Source organism: Rothia sp. HSID18067 (assembly GCF_003989445.1).
Lineage (GTDB): Bacteria > Actinomycetota > Actinomycetes > Actinomycetales > Micrococcaceae > Rothia > Rothia aeria.
In genome coordinates this window covers 39,513-56,461 of the sequence record NZ_RBMF01000002.1, presented here as the reverse complement: position 1 = coordinate 56,461, position 16,949 = coordinate 39,513, and the positions used below count along the sequence as shown (strand labels likewise).

Genomic DNA, 16,949 nt, shown 5'->3' with positions numbered 1-16,949 from the left:
GGTTCTTTGCACTTCCCGCAAGTTTAGACCGGCTTTAACGGCTAATATTAAAAATATTAAGGGTACGGGTGCAGTATTTCCTGGGTAACGCTCATAAATACTGTGAGAGAAAGAACAAGGCAGGTAGACAGTGGTACAACATACCGGTGAGATGACGACCAATAAAATATGGCGCGTGGCCGTACTCGGCGCGAAAGGACGCATGGGGTCTGAGGCCGTGCGCGCGGTTAATACTGCCGCCGATATGGACCTCGTGGCAGCGCTGGGCAGCGCAGACCCGCTCACGAAACTACTTGATGTTAAAGCCGACGTCATCATCGACCTCACCGTGCCCACCGCAACTGAAGCAAATGTGCGTTTCGCTGTGGAACACGGAATACACGCAGTGGTGGGAACCACCGGTTGGGATGAAGAACGGCTCAGCTCACTGAAGCAGCTTCTGGGCAAGCACCCCGGTGTGGGCGTGCTCATCGCCCCTAACTTCGCTATCGGCTCGATTCTCGCCACCGAATTTGCGGCCAAAGCCGCCCGGTATTTCGAATCGGCTGAAATCATTGAAATCCACCACCCAAATAAAGTGGATGCGCCCTCCGGCACCGCCGCACACACCGCCCGGAAAGTGGCTGCCGCCCGAGAAGCAGCCGGGGTAGGGGCGTCCCCCGACGCGACCGAAACTGACCCGCTAGGATCACGCGGGGCAAAAATTGATGGTATTAGCGTGCACGCGGTGCGGCTGCGGGGCATGGTCGCTCACCAGGAAATCCTGTTGGGAGACACCGGGCAGCTTTTGACGATCCGGCATGACTCGTTTGACCGTGCCTCCTTCATGCCCGGGGTGCTGCTGGGTGTGCGAGAGGTTGCCTCCCACCCGGGGCTGAGCGTGGGCCTAGATAACTACCTGGAGCTTTCATGAGCACCCCTGTGCCCTCTTCCGGCACGGATTCCTCTCGCCGCTCACTTTTTTTATCGTTGCGGCTCTGGAGTGCGCTCGCCTGCATCCTCTTAGCGGCTACAGTGCTGTTGCTGCCCGTGCCGTTTGGTGCCCGCGCTTTCATACTGGGAGTGTTGCTCTTTAGCGGCGTATTCATGGTCGTCGATGCTGGCGGTAAAGGGAAAACCTTCGCGGCTCTCACCGTAGCGCTACTGGGGTTGTATCTGCTCTTTACCGCACAACGTGGGGTGATGCTGATCGTCTCAGGCAATATTGCGGGAACTGTTCTGGGGGTTGGGCTGCTGCTGTTGCCGGCGGTGGGGGCGTGGGCGTTGGTACGTGAAATTATTTTTGGTGCACGCATCCAGAAGCTCGCCGATGAGCTGGCTGCTGCCGGTAAACTCCCTGAAGACACCCTGCCGCGCAGCCCCTCGGGGCGGGTGGACAAGTCCGCTGCCGCACAGGAGTTCGAGAAATTTGCGCTTGCCGTTGAAGACGCCCCTGACGACTGGGCCAGCTGGTTTAACCTCTCCTGCATGTACGATGCGTGCGGCGAGCGCAAACGCGCCCGGGCCGCCATGCGTAACGCGGTGAGTCTGCACCGGGGGCGGCCCGCCAAGCCTATGGCTTAGCCCGCCTGCCGTAACGGATAAGAAAAGTGGGCGTGACGCGCGACAAATAAAGCTGGGAGTAGTAGGGTAGTTAGTATGTCTGATAGCGCAGTGAACACCGAAACCTCCAACCGTCCCGTGAACAGTGCTGGCGGGCTGAAAACCCCGCATAACCAGGGTACGTTCGCCACACCGATTTTTGGCCGCCTGCTGACCGCCATGGTTACCCCATTTGCCGCCGACGGCTCCGTGGACGAGGCGCAGACCGTGAAGTTAGCCGAGTACCTTGTCGACAATGGGCATGACGGGCTAGTGGTGTGCGGCACCACCGGCGAGTACTCGACCATGACTGATGATGAAAATGAACGCGTGTTCCAGATCGTCAAAGATGCCGTGGGGCACCGGGCTAAGATCGTCGCGGGTGTTGGCTCGAATGACACTGCGCACACCATTGAGCTGGCTCGCCGTGCCGATAAGGTGGGAGTGGATGGGCTGTTGGTAGTTACCCCCTACTACAATAAACCCACCCAGGCGGGCGTGTTTGCACACTATCAGGCGGTGGCGAAAACCTCTGACACGCCCATTATGGTGTACGATATTCCCGGGCGCTCCGCCATTCCGATTGAGCCGGATACCTACCGCCGCATGGCAGAAATTGATAGTATTGTAGCGGTCAAAGACGCGAAAGCTGACTTTGGCGCCGCGTCCGAGGTTATGGCAACTACAGACTTGCAGTACTACAGCGGCGATGATGGTTTAACTCTGCCCTGGATGTCGGTGGGGGCCGTCGGGCTGGTATCTGTTACAGCGCACGTTGCCCCGCAGCTATTCCGTGAACTTATTGATGCGGTCGTAGCCCAGGATCTGGTGACTGCCCAGCGTGTTCACCTCCTGCTGACCCCGATCGTGCGTGCGACAATGAGCCGTGCCCCCGGGTGCGTCTCCGCTAAGCAGATTTTGTCGTGGCAGGGCGTTCTTGGCACCCCTGTGGTGCGCCTGCCGCATGTGCTTTCTGAACCCGCCGTGGTGGAAGCGATGCGTTCGGATTTGCGTGACTCGGTCATTGCGCACAGCATTCAGAATTCTTAGCTGATTCTGTCTCCTTCACGGGCCCGCGTGAGTACCCTGCACTATTGGGGTGCGAACGCCGGGTCCGTTTCGATGCATTCAGGTGTGCCCAAGATAGCGGGCCGCCAGCACAGGTTAGAGAGGCAGCAAAGCAACTATGAGTACAGACAATAGAAAACAGTAAAAACCTATAAAGGAGAATAGATTGAGCGTATTCGAGGCGGATCTGCCCGCCCCTCCGCCGTTGCAGAAAGACACCCTGCGAGTGGTGCCGCTTGGCGGTCTGGGAGAGGTCGGCCGCAATATGACCGTGTACGAAATTAACGGCAAACTGCTGATTGTGGACTGCGGTGTGCTTTTCCCCGAAGAGTCACAGCCCGGTGTTGATCTGATCCTGCCCGATTTGAGTTACGTGGTGGGGCGCATTGACGACGTGGTGGCCATGGTGCTCACTCACGGGCATGAAGACCATATCGGTGCAGTACCTTACCTGCTGAAAAAACGCCCGGATATTCCCCTCATCGGCTCGGAGCTGACCCTGGCCCTTGTGGAGGCGAAACTTGCCGAGCACCGCATTAAGCCGTACACGCTGGCGGTGAAAGAACACCAGGTGGAGCGTTTCGGCCCGTATGAGTGCGAATTCATTGCGGTGAATCACTCTATCCCGGATGCCCTTGCGGTCTTTATTCGCACCAGTGCTGGCACCGTGCTGCACACCGGCGACTTTAAGATGGATCAGCTGCCACTGGATGGGCGCATCACCGATCTGCGCCACTTCGCTAAGTTGGGTGAAGAAGGCATTGACCTGTTCCTGCCTGATTCCACCAATGCCGAGGTGCCCGGGTTCACCCCGACCGAGAAGAATATTGGCCCCGTTATTTCCAACGTGTTCCGGGACGCAACCGGGCGTATTATTGTGGCATCGTTCTCGTCTCATGTGCACCGTGTGCAGCAGGTTCTGGATGCTGCTGCCGAGCGCGGCCGCAAGGTGGTGCTGGTGGGCCGCTCGATGGTTCGTAATATGACGATCGCCGAGAAGCTTGGTTATTTGAAGGTTCCCGAGGGTATCCTGGTGGACCTGAAAAAGGTAGACGAGTACCGTCCCGACGAGATTGTGATGATGTGCACCGGCTCGCAGGGTGAGCCTATGGCTGCCCTGTCCCGTATGGCAAATGGTGACCATAAGGTGCAGGTTGAGCCAGGCGATACGATTGTGCTCGCTTCCTCCCTCATCCCGGGGAACGAGACCAGTGTGTACCGTATTATTAACGCCTTGCTGAAGCTGGGGGCGAACGTGGTGCATAAGGGTAACGCGAAGGTGCACGTTTCGGGGCATGCTGCCGCGGGGGAGCTGCTGTACTGCTACAACATCCTCAAACCCAAGAATGTGATGCCGGTACACGGGGAGGTACGCCACCTGATCGCTAACGGCGAGCTGGCCCAGGAGACCGGCGTTCCTGCGGAGAACGTGCTGCTGTGCGAATCCGGCACTGTGGTCGATATGAAGGATGGGGTGGCCCGCATTGTGGGCGAGGTGCCCTGCGAGTACCTGTACGTGGACGGCCGTTCCGTGGGCGCAGTCACCGAGGACGATCTGAAAGACCGCCGTGTGCTCGGTGAGGAAGGTTTCGTTTCGGTGGTGAGCGTTATTGACCGTGCCGCAAAGCGTGTGGTGACCGGCCCGGATATTCACGCGCGCGGTATTGCTGAGGACGACTCGGTGTTTGACGAAATTACTCCGAAGATCACCGCCGCCCTTGAGGATGCGCTTCACCGCGCACCGCAGAAGGTTCACACCACCCAGCAGCTGCAGCAGATTGTGCGCCGTACTTTGGGCGCCTGGGTTTCGCGCCGGTTGCGCCGCAAGCCAATGATTGTGCCCGTTGTGGTGGAGCACAAGAGCGGCCCGGAAGCCGCTAAGTAGCCGGTGTATGCGCCGTGATGGGGTCAACCGCTGTGTTCGGTTGGCCCCGTTACGCTTTCAGGTTCCTGATGCGGTGGGTTGTTCCGCATGGTACAGCGATTTTTCGGCCGGTTAATCTATGAATGAGAGAAGGTTGTTACTCTAGTAGGTATGGCTTCACGGACTTCTAAAGGTCGCTCGACCTCAGCCAAAAAGAAAACTTCGGGTTCTTCACGTTCCCGGAGCTCATCGGCGCGCCAGAATCAGGTTCCCGCCAATGCTTTCACCCGTTTCGTCTCTACGGTGTGGTTGAGCATTGCGCACGCCCTCGGCGGTGTTGTGCGTTCTATCGGAACCGCACGTACCGATTCTGACCCGCAGCTGCGGCGTGATGGCGGCGCTCTTTTTATCGCCCTTTTTGGCCTGATAACTGCTGGGGTGGAGTGGTACAGCTGGAGGGTCATGACCGGTCCGGCTATTATTCACTGGCCGCTATCGGCCTGGCACGTGATGCTGGGCGGTATTTTTGGGCAGGGGGCGCTGCTGGTTCCAGTGCTGTGTTTTGTGCTGGCGTGGTGCGTGTTTCGTGACCCTGAGCGGGTTCAGCGCAATAACCGGGTTACTTTCGGGCTGTTTGTTCTCTTGGTGACAGCCTCACTTTTCTTCGCCCATATTGCCGGGTACCCCAGTTTCGCTGACGGCTTCGAGAAAGTCTGGTCAGGCGGTGGGGTGATTGGCGCAACCGTGGGGGTTTTGCTCGCGCGCGTGGTGGGCCAGGTGCCGTTCCTTGAGTGGCTGCTGCTGTTTGTGCTGTTTGTGGCGGGGCTGATGGTACTGACCGGCACGACGGTGCGTCAGCTGATACCGCGTATCGTGTACCTGGTGCGGTTGGTGCTGGGGGAGAAATCTCCCGGGCCTGCGTGGGAATCTGCCCGTGCTGAGGGCTCTGGAACCGCCGAGACCCGTACTGTTGATTTGGGGGCTGCGGAGCATGACCGCAGTTACCTGTATGGGGATGAGCCTACCGCACCCCAGAAGAAGCAGGGTTTCTTGACCCGGATGTTGGGTGCGTTGGGGATTATCCGCAACGAGAACGATACGGATGCTTCGCTTGACGAGTATGCGGGCGATGAGGCGTTTGTGAGCCCCGTGGTCTCATCCGACCGTGCTGGTGAGGCGCACGATTCGGATGCTACCGCCGTGCACCCGGTACAGCAGACCACGAAGAAGCAGCGCGGTAACGGTAATGGTCGGCTTAGCCGCCTGCCCGGTTACCCGCATGGGGGTGAGCAGCCCTCAGCAGACCCGTTCGATGTGGAGGCCTCAAACGCCCCCGCCACGCGCCTGAACCAGGTGCAGCAGGCGGCCGTGGAGCATGGGCGAGTGAACCCGAATGAGGCTACCCTCTTTGATGTGGAGGCGTACGAGCAGCCGCAGAAGCCAGCGGCCCAGACGAAGCCTCAACCTTCCGTGCAGCAGCGGCCTAGTCAGGGGCCTGCACCTGAAGGTGCAGTTCCTGCCGCCGCAGCGAGTGCACCCGCGAAGCCTGCATCCGGCGGGACGGGCGTATCCCGCCCGCTGCAGAATAACACCCGTGTGGCGCAGACTGAGCAGGCCCGCCCGGCGCAGACTGTGGAATCTTCGCGAGGTAACTACACCTTACCGTCTGAGCAGATGCTGATCGCAGGCCCGCCCGCGAAGGAATCCTCCGAAGTGAACGAGCAGGTGGTTCAGGCGCTCACGAGCGTGTTGGAGCAGTTCAAGGTGGATGCGCAGGTTACCGGGTTCTCGCGTGGGCCGACCGTGACCCGTTATGAGATTGAGCTAAGCCCCGGCACGAAAGTTGAGCGTGTGACGGCGTTGAGCAAGAACATCGCCTATGCGGTGGCTAGTGAAGAGGTGCGTATCCTCTCACCCATCCCCGGTAAATCGGCGATCGGTATTGAGATTCCCAATACCGACCGTGAGACGGTTGCGTTAGGTGATGTGCTCCGCTGCCCGCAGGCGCATTCGAACCCGCATCCGATGGTGATGGGCGTGGGTAAGGACGTTGAGGGCGGTTTCGTGCTGGCGAATTTGGCGAAGATGCCGCATATGCTGGTGGCGGGTGCAACCGGTGCCGGTAAGTCTTCGTTTGTGAACTCAATGATCACCTCTATTTTGATGCGTTCCACCCCGGACCAGGTGCGCCTGGTGATGGTGGACCCTAAACGTGTGGAGCTGACCGCCTATGAGGGTATCCCGCACCTGATTACCCCCATTATTACGAACCCAAAGAAGGCTGCTGAGGCCCTGCAGTGGGTGGTTCGTGAGATGGACGCCCGCTACGATGACCTGGCGCATTACGGGTTTAAACATGTGGATGATTTCAATAAGGCGGTGCGTGAGGGCAAGGTTCAGCCTGAGCCCGGCAGTAAACGTACCATCCACGAGTACCCGTACCTGCTGGTGATTGTGGACGAGCTCGCCGATTTGATGATGGTCGCCCCGCGCGATGTTGAAGAGGCAATCGTGCGTATTACCCAGCTGGCTCGCGCCGCCGGTATTCACCTGGTGCTGGCCACCCAGCGGCCTTCAGTGGATGTGGTGACGGGCCTGATTAAGGCGAACGTCCCTTCACGTATGGCGTTTGCGACCTCTTCGGTGACGGATTCGCGTGTGGTGCTGGATCAGCCCGGTGCGGAGAAGCTGATCGGCCAGGGTGACGCCCTGTTCTTGCCGATGGGTGCCTCAAAGCCGCTGCGTGTGCAGGGTGCTTGGGTGTCTGAGTCGGAGATTCACGAGGTGGTTGAGCACGTGAAGCAGCAGGCCCCGACCGTGTACCGTGAGGACGTGGTCTCTGCCGCATCGAAACGTCAGATTGATGAGGAGATTGGTGACGACCTGGACGATCTGCTGCGCGCAGCGGAGCTGGTGATTAGCACCCAGTTCGGTTCTACCTCTATGCTGCAGCGTAAACTGCGGATGGGATTTGCGAAGGCGGGGCGCATTATGGACCTGCTGGAATCCCAGGGCGTGGTGGGCCCCTCAGAGGGTTCGAAGGCGCGTGACGTACTGGTGCGCCCGGACGACCTGCAGCTGACGTTGGCGCGTATCCGTGGCGAGGATGTTCCAGAACCGGCCGCCGAGCCGGAGGCCAGCCCCGACCCGTACGCCAATGCGGTGGATGCCGGTGAGCCGGCTGCTGACTATTTCGACGGTGAGGATGAACAATCTGAGGACGCCTGGCAGCTGACCGGGCGGTAGGGGGTCCGGCGGGCGTTGAGCCTTGTCTTGTAAAAAAATATAGAGTATGCGCCGTGCGCACCGTGACCAGCAGGTTTACGGTGCGTACGGTTTCTTGTGTGCGGTTTTTCGCGCAGTTCCTGTGGGGCGGGTGCATTCTATAATGGAGGGACTTGCCCGGTATGGGGCCGGGAACACGACGAGTACGGAGCGATAGAGCATGAGCGAACAGGCCGGTGGCGCGGCACCTACCGCATCTAACTGGAATTTGCCGAATGCGTTGACGGTGGTTCGTATTGTGATGGTGCCGTTTTTCGCAGTGGCTCTTATTGCGGGAGGCGTCTATGGCGCCGATAGTTTAGGTGCGCGGTGGGCGGCGCTGGCACTTTTTGTTGCCGCAATGATTACGGACTGGGCGGATGGCTACTTGGCACGTTCGCGTCAGCTTATTACCAGTTTCGGGAAGATCGCGGACCCTATCGCCGATAAGCTGCTCACCGGTGCGGCTTTTATAACGCTTTCATGGCTGGGGGAGCTGTGGTGGTGGGTGACTGCGGTGATTCTGGTTCGTGAGTGGGGCATTACCGTGATGCGCCTGTTCGTGATTAAGTATGGTGTGATGGCTGCGAGTAAGGGCGGTAAGGTGAAGACTGTGCTGCAGACCGTGGCGCTAGTGGTGATGCTTGTGCCGCTGGGGCTGTGGGGCACGGCGTGGTTAATCCCCGGGTGGGTGCTGATGGCGGCGGTCACTGCGATTACCGTGTGGACCGGGCTGGTGTATGTTCGTGATGCACACGAGCTGCGTAAAAACTGGTTGGCTCGGCAGAGTAAGGACTAAAAGGGGCAGTGCGGGCTGCTGCGGCATCCGGGGTGCAGTCAGCAGAACATAGGCAGAGAAAGGTGCATGATGGGTGAGGGTATTCGCATGGTGGGGCCAACTGAAGTTGAGGAGGCTGCCCGTTCTCTGCATGATGCTTTGGCAGGAACCGGGCGAACAGTTGCCACCGCTGAGTCCCTAACAGGTGGGGACGTAGGCGGGGCTATCTGCACTATTGCGGGGGCTTCCGAGTATTATTTGGGCGGTGTTATTTCGTATGCGAGTGCAGTCAAAGCAGCTGTGCTTGGGGTGGATAGGGGGCTGTTAGAGCGGTGCGGTTCGGTGGATGCTGAGGTCGCCGTGCAGATGGCCGCCGGTACGGCTCGAGTGTGCGGGGCCGATTACGGGGTGTCAACAACCGGGGTGGCGGGTCCTGAGCCTCATGATGGTAAACCGGTGGGGACGGTATTTATTGGGGTGTTCGGCCCCGCCGGGTCGGCGGCGCATGAACGGCATTATACGGGGGATCGAGCGCAGATTCGGGCTCAGGCCACCTATGATGCGATCCTGCTTCTGCAGGCGGTGGCATCGGCCTAGCTGCGGTATTCGGGTAGCTATTTCTGGTGTTCGTGGGGTAGGATAAGGCGGAGTAAACTTTCTAAGTAAAGCTTTAGGGGGCTCTCAGCTGCTATTCAGCTCAGTGGGAATAACCGCACAGTTTTATGAGTTTGAATAGTTACAAGCCAAATGAGAGAGGTTCTCTAGCCTTGAAGCGAAAAATAGGTTAGGCTTAATCGAGTACATACCCGCGTGTCGGGTGCAACTACGCAATAGGAGAACAAGGCATGACCAAGCAGCGCGTTTCAATCAATGGTATTACCAGGTGGAAGGAAGTAGACACCACACCTAAGAAAGCGGCTCCCGCCGTTGAGGAGGCGAAGGTGGTTCCCCTCCGTCAGGCTATCGGCGAGGTTTTGCGCGATATCCGTCAGCGCCAGGGCCGTACCCTGCGTGAGGTGTCCCAGCGTGCACGTGTTTCTCTTGGCTACCTCAGTGAGGTAGAGCGCGGTCAGAAGGAGGCGTCATCCGAGCTTCTGGCGTGGATTTGCCAGGCTTTGGAGACCCCTATGTACCAGATGCTCCGTGAGGTCGCTGACCGCATGGCTATTCTTGAGGGCGTTCATGTTCCCGATACTGTTCCCGCCGAGCTGGCCGAGCAGTACAGGAATGATTACGCAATGGCTTCCCTCTAAACGAGGCTCTTGTGGGCGGGTCGTACACCGGTGGGTGTGCGGCCCGCCCGCTTTGTGTCCGTTGTGCAGGTGGGGTGCGCGAGCAGGTGTGGGTTTTGGGCACTGCGTGCTGGTTATAAGCGTCATAGTCTGTCATGTAGACGGTGGGATGAGGAGATCCGCGTGAAGCTGAGTGAATTTTGGCTGTGTATGGAGCATGAATTCGGTCGGGGGTACGCCCGGGTGCTTGCCGCAGACCTGGTGCTGGGGCAGTTGGGGCAGCTGACCGCCTTGGAGGCTCTGGAAAAAGGCGTTGATCCGCGCCGTGTGTGGCTGGCGATTTGCGATACGCAAGACATTCCCTTAGAGCGCAGGCTGGGGCCGGATATTAAGCCAAGTAGTTAGAGGTGAGGCGGCGCTTTGTTGGTATTTGTTGGGCGGGCTGAATGTAGCGCAATATAGGGGTACTACACTCCTTATCGAAAGCCTGTGCTATTTTCTAGAAATTTTGTTCGATACATGGTAGGCTTATCCACGAAGAAATTTTTTGCAGACCTTTTGACGGACTTATCCACAAAATCCGCAAACCGGTCTTAAACCGTCAGGGGCGGCCCCTACAGTGGTGCACGAAGGGGATAACCAGCATCCCCATAAGTGTTAGAACCACGCAGAGAAAACGAGGTAACAACCGTGGCAAAGAACAACAAAGCTGAGAGCGTATCCCGCGTTCCCGAGGAGGGCCGCGCCAAGGCTATCGAAGCCGTCATGGCGAAAATCGATAAGAACTACGGTAAGGGTGCCGTGATGCGCCTAGGGGATAAAGAAACCACTAAGACTGAAGTAATCCCCACCGGCGCCATCGCTCTAGATGCGGCCCTGGGCATTGGTGGTCTGCCGCGCGGGCGCGTTATTGAGGTGTACGGCCCTGAATCCTCCGGTAAAACCACTGTGGCCCTTCACGCTGTAGCGAACGCACAGAAAGCTGGCGGGGTGGCCGCTTTTATTGACGCCGAGCACGCACTTGACCCGGTGTACGCAGCAAAATTGGGTGTTGATACTGATGCCTTGCTGGTCTCCCAGCCGGATACCGGTGAGCAGGCGCTTGAGATTATGGATATGCTGGTTGGCTCCGGCGCCATCGACATTATTGTGGTGGACTCTGTTGCCGCATTGGTCCCACGCGCCGAGATTGAAGGCGATATGGGTGACTCGCATGTGGGTCTGCAGGCACGCCTCATGAGCCAGGCGCTGCGCAAGATTACTGGGCGCCTGTCGGCAACCGGCACCACCGCCATCTTCATTAACCAGCTCCGTGAAAAAATCGGCGTGTTCTTTGGGTCCCCCGAGACCACCACCGGCGGTAAAGCCTTGAAGTTCTATGCTTCAGTACGTATTGATATTCGCCGTATCGAGACCCTCAAAGATGGCGCAAACCCGATTGGTAACCGCACGCGTGCCAAGATTGTGAAGAATAAGATGGCCCCGCCCTTCAAACAGGCTGAGTTTGACATTCTCTACGGTGAAGGTATCTCGGTTGAAGGCGGCATTCTTGACTTGGCGGTGGAACACGATATTGTGAAGAAATCCGGTGCCTGGTTCACCTATGAAGGGGAGCAGCTGGGGCAGGGACGTGAGAACGTGCGTAAACTGCTTAAGGACAACCCCGAACTCACCGAAGAACTGCAGTACAAGGTACTGGTGAAACTGGGAGTTATCGAGCCTGAGGAAGAGGAAACCGCTGAGGAGGCCGGTGCCGCCCCCGAGGTTGATCCCTTGGACGAAATCGCTGAGGAAATCTAATAAGTATGCCGAGCGTGTGCCGCGTAACCCGCATCAGGGTACGCGGCACACACCGCATAAGTGCTGTAAAGACATCATGGTATTCAGCAGGAACTAAACATTACAGGGTGTGGGAAGGGAAACGAATGAGCGACTGGTTAGCGGACGCCTGGGGCGAGAACCCTCTGCTGGCCTCCGACCGTGCACAGAAGCAGCGGCCGCAGCAGCATTCAGAACCCACCCCTCCTGCCCAATGGTGGGGGAAGGCTGAGGTGGAAAACACTCCGGAGCCTCCCTTAGACACTCCGTGTCTCCGCCAGAACAACAGCGAAAAGCAGCGGGAAGAGAAACCGAACAGCCAGAGGGCTCACCAAAGCACAGACTTTCCTGAGTGGCACCCGGCTGCCCTTGGAATTGACGAAGATGCACTGGGTATAGGTTCGGGCATCGGCCCAAGCACATTATCTGCTGACGTAACACCTCCGCATACTACCCCGGCAGAAGAGACAGCACCGGGGGTGGGAACAGACAATACCTCACGCCCTGCGGCACGTTCCGCGGGCAGGACCCACAAGGCAGAAAATACCAGTCAGCCAGCACGCACGGCCCGCCGTTATAACCCCGACAGGAAAAAAGGGTTCCGTCGCCCCCGCAATAACAACTCTCCGTTCGCCCCAGCAATCGGGGCTCAGCGTTCGTCAGAACAGGCAAATTCACGCACCCACAACCCGCAACGAAAAGCTGGAACCCGGCGTCTTTTCCGTGAAGGGAGCGCCTTAAACGATGCCCTCACCCCCGAAGAGGAGACACTCATTCGGGGTATCGCGGCCGAAGAAAACCAGAAAATCCCCGGGACCCGTGGGCGCGCCGCGAGCACTCAAGCACGTCGAGAAGAAACAGACCCATATACGCGGGCGAAAACCATTGTCTATAACCAGCTGGCGTATTCGGCGAAATCCCGCGCGCAGCTGCACAAAAAACTGGAATCTAAAGGGTTTGAGGCTGAGCTGATCGAACCACTCCTTGACAAATTTGAGGCGGCGCACCTGATTGATGACGCCGAGTACGCGCGTTCCTTCGTAACCCAGCGGGGCACGGGCAAAAAGCTTTCCCGAAGTGCCCTGCGCCGTGAGCTCAAAGAGCGAGGAATTACCGGTGACCTTGCCGAAGAGGCACTTGCTGCACGCACCGATGAGGACGAACGCCGTGACGCCGCCGAATTAGTGCGCAAAAAACTGCGGCCCGCCATGAACTTCTCAGACCGTACCGAGAAGGAGAAAATCATGCGTCGCCTGGTAGGGATGCTAGCCCGCCGCGGGTATTCTTCGTCGGTGGCTTTCTCGGTGGTGAAAGAAGAAATCGAGAGGTACCGCAGCGAGTGGGAAGAAGGCAGCTGAGCTGTCTGACGAGAGCCGCGACCGATACGAGATTATCTATGCAGCCGTTACAAGAACTTCGTGCCAGGCGTATGATCGCCCAGCTCCTCGCCCCAAGCGCAGCGCATCGCGATATAGGAGTAGACGCTGACACTCTGCGGCAAGAGACGAACGCTGCGGTATATGCCTTAGACCATCTCTACGCTGTTCAGGGGCAAAACTATAACGCCGGTGTGCGCGCCATTGCGCTACGAGCTGGGTGCAGTACTGACACAGTTCTTGAAGGCATTCACGACTACAGCATTGTGCGTTCGTGGCCCATGCGCGGGACACTCCACTTTTTGACTCTCAATAGTGCAGATTCGCTGTATGCTGCTGTCGCCGGCCGAGGCGCGAAGCCTCAGCCCGCCTATATGCGTCAATGTAACTTTACGCTCAAAGACTTCGAACGGTGGCGTGAGCACCTTCATGACGCTTTACAAACCAGGGGACATCTTGAGCCGCTCACCCGCACTGATCTCTACACCATTCTGTGCGAATACGGCTATAGCGGGCCAAGATCGCGGCGCAGCCACCTCATTCGACTCTACGGCGGTGAGGGCACGGTTCTCCAGGGGCCGCTTCGGGAAAAAGAAGAAAGCTTCGTGCACCGTGACTCCATACCTGTGCCCCGCACAAAATACGAGCGAAAACAGGCACTGGCTGAACTGGGTACACGTTATATATGCGGTCACGGGCCGGTGACCGCGGAGGATCTGCGCTGGTGGGCTGGGATTACAATAACCGATGCCCGGTATGCATTTGAACATGCTCGCCGTACCCAGACTATTGTGCTGGGTGGGCAAGAATATGCGGTAGGTTCCTGGCAAGAAGGCGTTACCCGTTCGGAGCTCAGAGATGCACTCAACCGAGAGCTTAGTCTCCCGGCCTTCGACGAGTATCTGCTGGGGTACGCCGATAAGAGTTTTGCATTGCGTGAGGAACTGCGTCCGCAGGTTCTCACCTGGAACGGAATGAGCTGGGATTTTACGCTTGCCGCCGGTGAAGCAACCGGGCGAGCCAGCACATAAGTGCCATCAGCCTCAGAGGTCCAGCAGCATCTTCTGCCTATTTGACATTCCCCAGGCGCTTGGCCAGATCAACCAACGCCGTATCTTTCGAATCTCCGGTGCGTAGGAGCAGCATCATCAGCTCGGCACTTTGCCGCCGGATACGCCCCAGCAGATGGGCGCGCTCGCCGTGAGAGTACAGCTCCATGAGGGTGCAGGCTGTCACGGCGGCGCATACCGCCAGATCTTCCGCTAGGTGCGTGTCCAATGGGGTGTCCCCAAAGAGCGCCGCGAAGAGGCGGGGTACGGTACGTTCCCGGTTCACCTCATAATTCGGGTACCCCGGTGAGGAGGGGAACCCCAGCATCGCCTCCACAAAGGGGAACCCCCGGTGGTGGATGCACGCCCCTTCCGCGTCGAAAGCCCGCACCGTATCTCGCGCCGAACCAAACAGCACATTGTGAGGGGAAAAATCTCCCGAAGAGAACATGTACACCTGCCCGCGGTTCAGCGTGAACTGCTCAGGCACCGGGGGGCGTTTCGTAAAAAACGGCTGAACCACGCGGCGAAACCGGTAGGCCATTTCGATGAGCGTCTGCTGCTGTTCACCCAGTTCCTCAAGCTCAACGTCTTCGGGGACCTGCAACCCGTCAGCCTCGGGGTATAGCGATGCTAACCCGTTCTCAGCGAGCGCGGGGGAGGGCATAGCACCGGGGTGCTGGGCTTTCCGGTCTGCTTTCGCCAGTGCTTTACGGTACCGTTCAACGGCGCGGGGCCTGACTCCCGCTTCCGCTAGTGCGTTCCACACGGACAGGTATGAGTCTACTGCGAACGCGAGATATCCGGGTGGGGTTTGGGTTGTGCTTGGCAGGAGCGCATCACCCACGGCGCGGGCGTCGGCAAACGCTACGTCTTCGAGGGCCACGCACCGCAGGTCATCCTCAGCGCCGTAGAGGTGGGGGAATACCCCGGGGGCCAGCTCCCCAAGAGCCACCAGTCCGTGGCGTTCCCGCAGGTACCCGAAACCACCCGAGTTTTTCGCCGAATCCTGCCGCCGGTACCATTTTAGAATCATGGTGGAGGGGGCATCACCCGCTGCCTCGTACTGCACCCGCAGCACCACCGAACGCATACCGGTGCCCAAAATGGTCACGGCGAGCGGCTCCCTGCCTGTGAAGACTGTCAGGGAACAGGCCCAGAGGATGGCTTGTGCGGCGTCCTCGCGGAAGGTACCGGAATCGGCGGGGGCGTGGTTTTTTGCGGGGGAGTAAGTGCCGATGGCTGATTCGATCAGCCCGGTCACTATACTTTCTATAGAGTCGGGGGCCATTGAGTCACCGGTTGAAGAATTACTAAGGGGTACCTGCATAGAGCCATTATCCCCCATCCGTTACCCTAAAGGCGTGAGCATGACCATCAGCGAAACCACAGAATCCCCTCAAACCAGCCTACGCACCTACGAAGTGCGCACATTTGGCTGTCAGATGAATGTGCACGATTCCGAGCGGATGGCGGGCCTTCTGGAGGCGAGCGGGTATGTGCGTGCCGCTGAGGGTGAAGAGCCTGACCTCGTGGTGTTTAACACTTGCGCGGTGCGCGAGAACGCATCGAACCGTCTCTACGGGCATTTGGGGCAGCTGGCCTCCGTGAAGCGACGCCACAAAGGCATGCAGATTGCCGTGGGCGGGTGCCTGGCTCAAAAAGACCAGAACACTATTATTGAAAAAGCCCCTTGGGTGGATGTCGTGTTCGGTACCCACAATATTGGCTCGCTCCCCACGCTCCTTGAACGCGCCCGCCACAATCATGAGGCGCAGGCGGAACTGCTTGAATCGCTTGAGGTGTTCCCCTCGACCTTACCCACGAAACGCGACCATGTGTACTCGGGCTGGGTGTCAATCTCCGTAGGATGCAACAACACCTGTACCTTCTGCATCGTGCCGTCACTGCGCGGTAAAGAGAAAGATCGTCGACCCGGCGATATTCTCGCTGAAGTTCAAGCGCTCGTCGATGACGGCGCGATCGAAGTAACTCTGCTTGGGCAGAACGTGAACTCCTACGGCGTGGAATTTGGGGACCGTCGGGCATTCTCCAAACTATTGCGCGCCTGCGGTGATATTGAGGGGCTGGAACGAGTACGGTTCACCTCACCGCATCCGGCTATGTTCACCGACGATGTGATCGAAGCGATGGCAGAAACCCCGAACGTCATGCCTGTTCTGCATATGCCGCTTCAATCGGGATCGGATAAGGTGCTCAAAGACATGCGCCGCTCATACCGGTCCAAGAAATTCTTGGGTATTTTAGAGAAGGTGCGCGAGCGCATTCCGCACGCTGTCATTACCACCGATATTATCGTGGGGTTCCCCGGTGAGAGCGAAGAAGACTTCCAGGATACGCTGCGCGTGGTGGAGCAGGCGCGGTTCTCGTCAGCGTTTACCTTCCAGTACTCAATTCGCCCCGGCACCCCGGCGGCGACTATGGAAAACCAGATTCCAAAAGATGTTGTGCAGGAGCGCTACGAACGTCTAGTGGCTCTGCAGGACCGTATTGCGGGCGAAGAGAACCGTAAACAGTTGGGTAAGACCGTTGAGCTGATGGTTGTCGCAGAGTCTGGACGTAAAGCGCAGCAGACGCATCGTCTGGCGGGCCGCGGACCGGATCAGCGCCTCGTGCATTTCTCAGTACCTGCTGGGTGCGAAGAGCCTCGCCCTGGCGACATGGTAACCGTTCCTATCACTGAGGCAGGGTCGTTCCATCTGATTTCAGATCCCACCGCTGAACAGTATCAGCTTCGCCGCACCCGAGCCGGGGACGCCTGGGACCGTTCACAGGCTGAATCTTGCGGTGCCGGAACTACCCAGGTTTCGGGCGGTCCGGTGGGGCTTGGCATGCCCACTATCGGCCCGAAGTAAGGCGGCTCAGCCCCCACATTGTGGGAGTGTCGTTCCTGACCCG

At 58.6% G+C, this 16,949-nt stretch carries 14 protein-coding genes; 13 read left to right on the top strand and 1 reads right to left on the bottom strand.

The window, feature by feature from the left end; genetic code table 11:
• Positions 1-151: 151 nt before the first annotated feature.
• The 12 genes from dapB to D8M23_RS05265 all read left to right on the top strand — a co-directional run bounded on the left by dapB (position 152) and on the right by D8M23_RS05265 (position 14,012).
• Entirely contained in the window at positions 152-913 is a 762-nt protein-coding gene (gene dapB, locus D8M23_RS05320; protein ID WP_023132840.1) for a 4-hydroxy-tetrahydrodipicolinate reductase, read from the top strand.
• Positions 910-1,563 carry a hypothetical protein gene (locus D8M23_RS05315; protein ID WP_126853984.1) on the top strand — a complete coding sequence of 218 codons (654 nt, stop codon included), beginning with the start codon at positions 910-912 and terminating at the stop codon, positions 1,561-1,563. The genes dapB and D8M23_RS05315 overlap by 4 nt, the downstream gene beginning before the upstream one ends.
• Before the next feature lie 75 nt (positions 1,564-1,638).
• Positions 1,639-2,631 (top strand): 4-hydroxy-tetrahydrodipicolinate synthase, encoded by a 993-nt coding sequence (dapA, locus tag D8M23_RS05310; protein WP_006888957.1) that lies wholly within the window; start codon positions 1,639-1,641, stop codon positions 2,629-2,631.
• 184 nt (positions 2,632-2,815) lie between these two features.
• Positions 2,816-4,534, top strand: a complete 1,719-nt coding sequence (locus tag D8M23_RS05305) for a ribonuclease J (protein ID WP_126853983.1) — start codon at positions 2,816-2,818, stop codon at positions 4,532-4,534.
• A gap of 150 nt (positions 4,535-4,684) precedes the next feature.
• Entirely contained in the window at positions 4,685-7,759 is a 3,075-nt protein-coding gene (locus D8M23_RS05300) for an FtsK/SpoIIIE family DNA translocase (protein WP_126853982.1), read from the top strand.
• A gap of 199 nt (positions 7,760-7,958) precedes the next feature.
• Positions 7,959-8,576 carry a CDP-diacylglycerol--glycerol-3-phosphate 3-phosphatidyltransferase gene (pgsA, locus tag D8M23_RS05295; RefSeq protein WP_126853981.1) on the top strand — a complete coding sequence of 206 codons (618 nt, stop codon included), beginning with the start codon at positions 7,959-7,961 and terminating at the stop codon, positions 8,574-8,576.
• Positions 8,577-8,645: 69 nt separating this feature from the next.
• On the top strand, positions 8,646-9,152 hold the full coding sequence (locus tag D8M23_RS05290) for a CinA family protein (protein ID WP_006888958.1): 507 nt from the start codon (positions 8,646-8,648) through the stop codon (positions 9,150-9,152).
• A 248-nt stretch (positions 9,153-9,400) separates the two neighbouring features.
• Positions 9,401-9,808: a helix-turn-helix domain-containing protein gene (locus tag D8M23_RS05285; protein ID WP_006888959.1), complete on the top strand. Its 408-nt coding sequence runs from the start codon at positions 9,401-9,403 to the stop codon at positions 9,806-9,808.
• Between the two features lie 162 nt (positions 9,809-9,970).
• Positions 9,971-10,192 (top strand): DUF3046 domain-containing protein, encoded by a 222-nt coding sequence (locus D8M23_RS05280; RefSeq protein WP_006888983.1) that lies wholly within the window; start codon positions 9,971-9,973, stop codon positions 10,190-10,192.
• A 285-nt stretch (positions 10,193-10,477) separates the two neighbouring features.
• The gene (gene recA, locus D8M23_RS05275; RefSeq protein WP_094758297.1) at positions 10,478-11,587 is read left to right on the top strand and encodes a recombinase RecA; all 1,110 of its coding nucleotides are present in this window, start codon (positions 10,478-10,480) and stop codon (positions 11,585-11,587) included.
• 125 nt (positions 11,588-11,712) lie between these two features.
• Positions 11,713-12,963 (top strand): regulatory protein RecX, encoded by a 1,251-nt coding sequence (locus tag D8M23_RS05270; RefSeq protein WP_238693771.1) that lies wholly within the window; start codon positions 11,713-11,715, stop codon positions 12,961-12,963.
• A gap of 38 nt (positions 12,964-13,001) precedes the next feature.
• Positions 13,002-14,012 carry a DNA glycosylase AlkZ-like family protein gene (locus tag D8M23_RS05265; protein WP_094758299.1) on the top strand — a complete coding sequence of 337 codons (1,011 nt, stop codon included), beginning with the start codon at positions 13,002-13,004 and terminating at the stop codon, positions 14,010-14,012.
• Between the two features lie 37 nt (positions 14,013-14,049).
• Here D8M23_RS05265 and D8M23_RS05260 read toward each other — a convergent pair whose 3' ends face one another.
• Positions 14,050-15,360, bottom strand: a complete 1,311-nt coding sequence (locus D8M23_RS05260) for a hypothetical protein (protein WP_238693770.1) — start codon at positions 15,358-15,360, stop codon at positions 14,050-14,052.
• Positions 15,361-15,400: 40 nt separating this feature from the next.
• Between D8M23_RS05260 and miaB the strand changes: the two genes are divergently transcribed.
• Positions 15,401-16,906: a tRNA (N6-isopentenyl adenosine(37)-C2)-methylthiotransferase MiaB gene (gene miaB / locus D8M23_RS05255; RefSeq protein WP_126853978.1), complete on the top strand. Its 1,506-nt coding sequence runs from the start codon at positions 15,401-15,403 to the stop codon at positions 16,904-16,906.
• The last annotated feature ends 43 nt before the right edge of the window (positions 16,907-16,949 follow it).

What these genes read in the sequence shown, in the direction of transcription:
- dapB (WP_023132840.1), top strand. Translation starts at nt 152, where the DNA reads ATGACGACCAATAAAATATGGCGCGTGGCCGTACTCGGCGCGAAAGGA.
- D8M23_RS05285 (WP_006888959.1), top strand. Translation starts at nt 9,401, where the DNA reads ATGACCAAGCAGCGCGTTTCAATCAATGGTATTACCAGGTGGAAGGAA.
- D8M23_RS05265 (WP_094758299.1), top strand. Translation starts at nt 13,002, where the DNA reads ATGCAGCCGTTACAAGAACTTCGTGCCAGGCGTATGATCGCCCAGCTC.
- D8M23_RS05315 (WP_126853984.1), top strand. Translation starts at nt 910, where the DNA reads ATGAGCACCCCTGTGCCCTCTTCCGGCACGGATTCCTCTCGCCGCTCA.
- miaB (WP_126853978.1), top strand. Translation starts at nt 15,401, where the DNA reads ATGACCATCAGCGAAACCACAGAATCCCCTCAAACCAGCCTACGCACC.
- D8M23_RS05290 (WP_006888958.1), top strand. Translation starts at nt 8,646, where the DNA reads ATGGGTGAGGGTATTCGCATGGTGGGGCCAACTGAAGTTGAGGAGGCT.
- D8M23_RS05260 (WP_238693770.1), bottom strand. Translation starts at nt 15,360, where the DNA reads ATGCAGGTACCCCTTAGTAATTCTTCAACCGGTGACTCAATGGCCCCC.
- dapA (WP_006888957.1), top strand. Translation starts at nt 1,639, where the DNA reads ATGTCTGATAGCGCAGTGAACACCGAAACCTCCAACCGTCCCGTGAAC.
- D8M23_RS05300 (WP_126853982.1), top strand. Translation starts at nt 4,685, where the DNA reads ATGGCTTCACGGACTTCTAAAGGTCGCTCGACCTCAGCCAAAAAGAAA.
- pgsA (WP_126853981.1), top strand. Translation starts at nt 7,959, where the DNA reads ATGAGCGAACAGGCCGGTGGCGCGGCACCTACCGCATCTAACTGGAAT.
- D8M23_RS05270 (WP_238693771.1), top strand. Translation starts at nt 11,713, where the DNA reads ATGAGCGACTGGTTAGCGGACGCCTGGGGCGAGAACCCTCTGCTGGCC.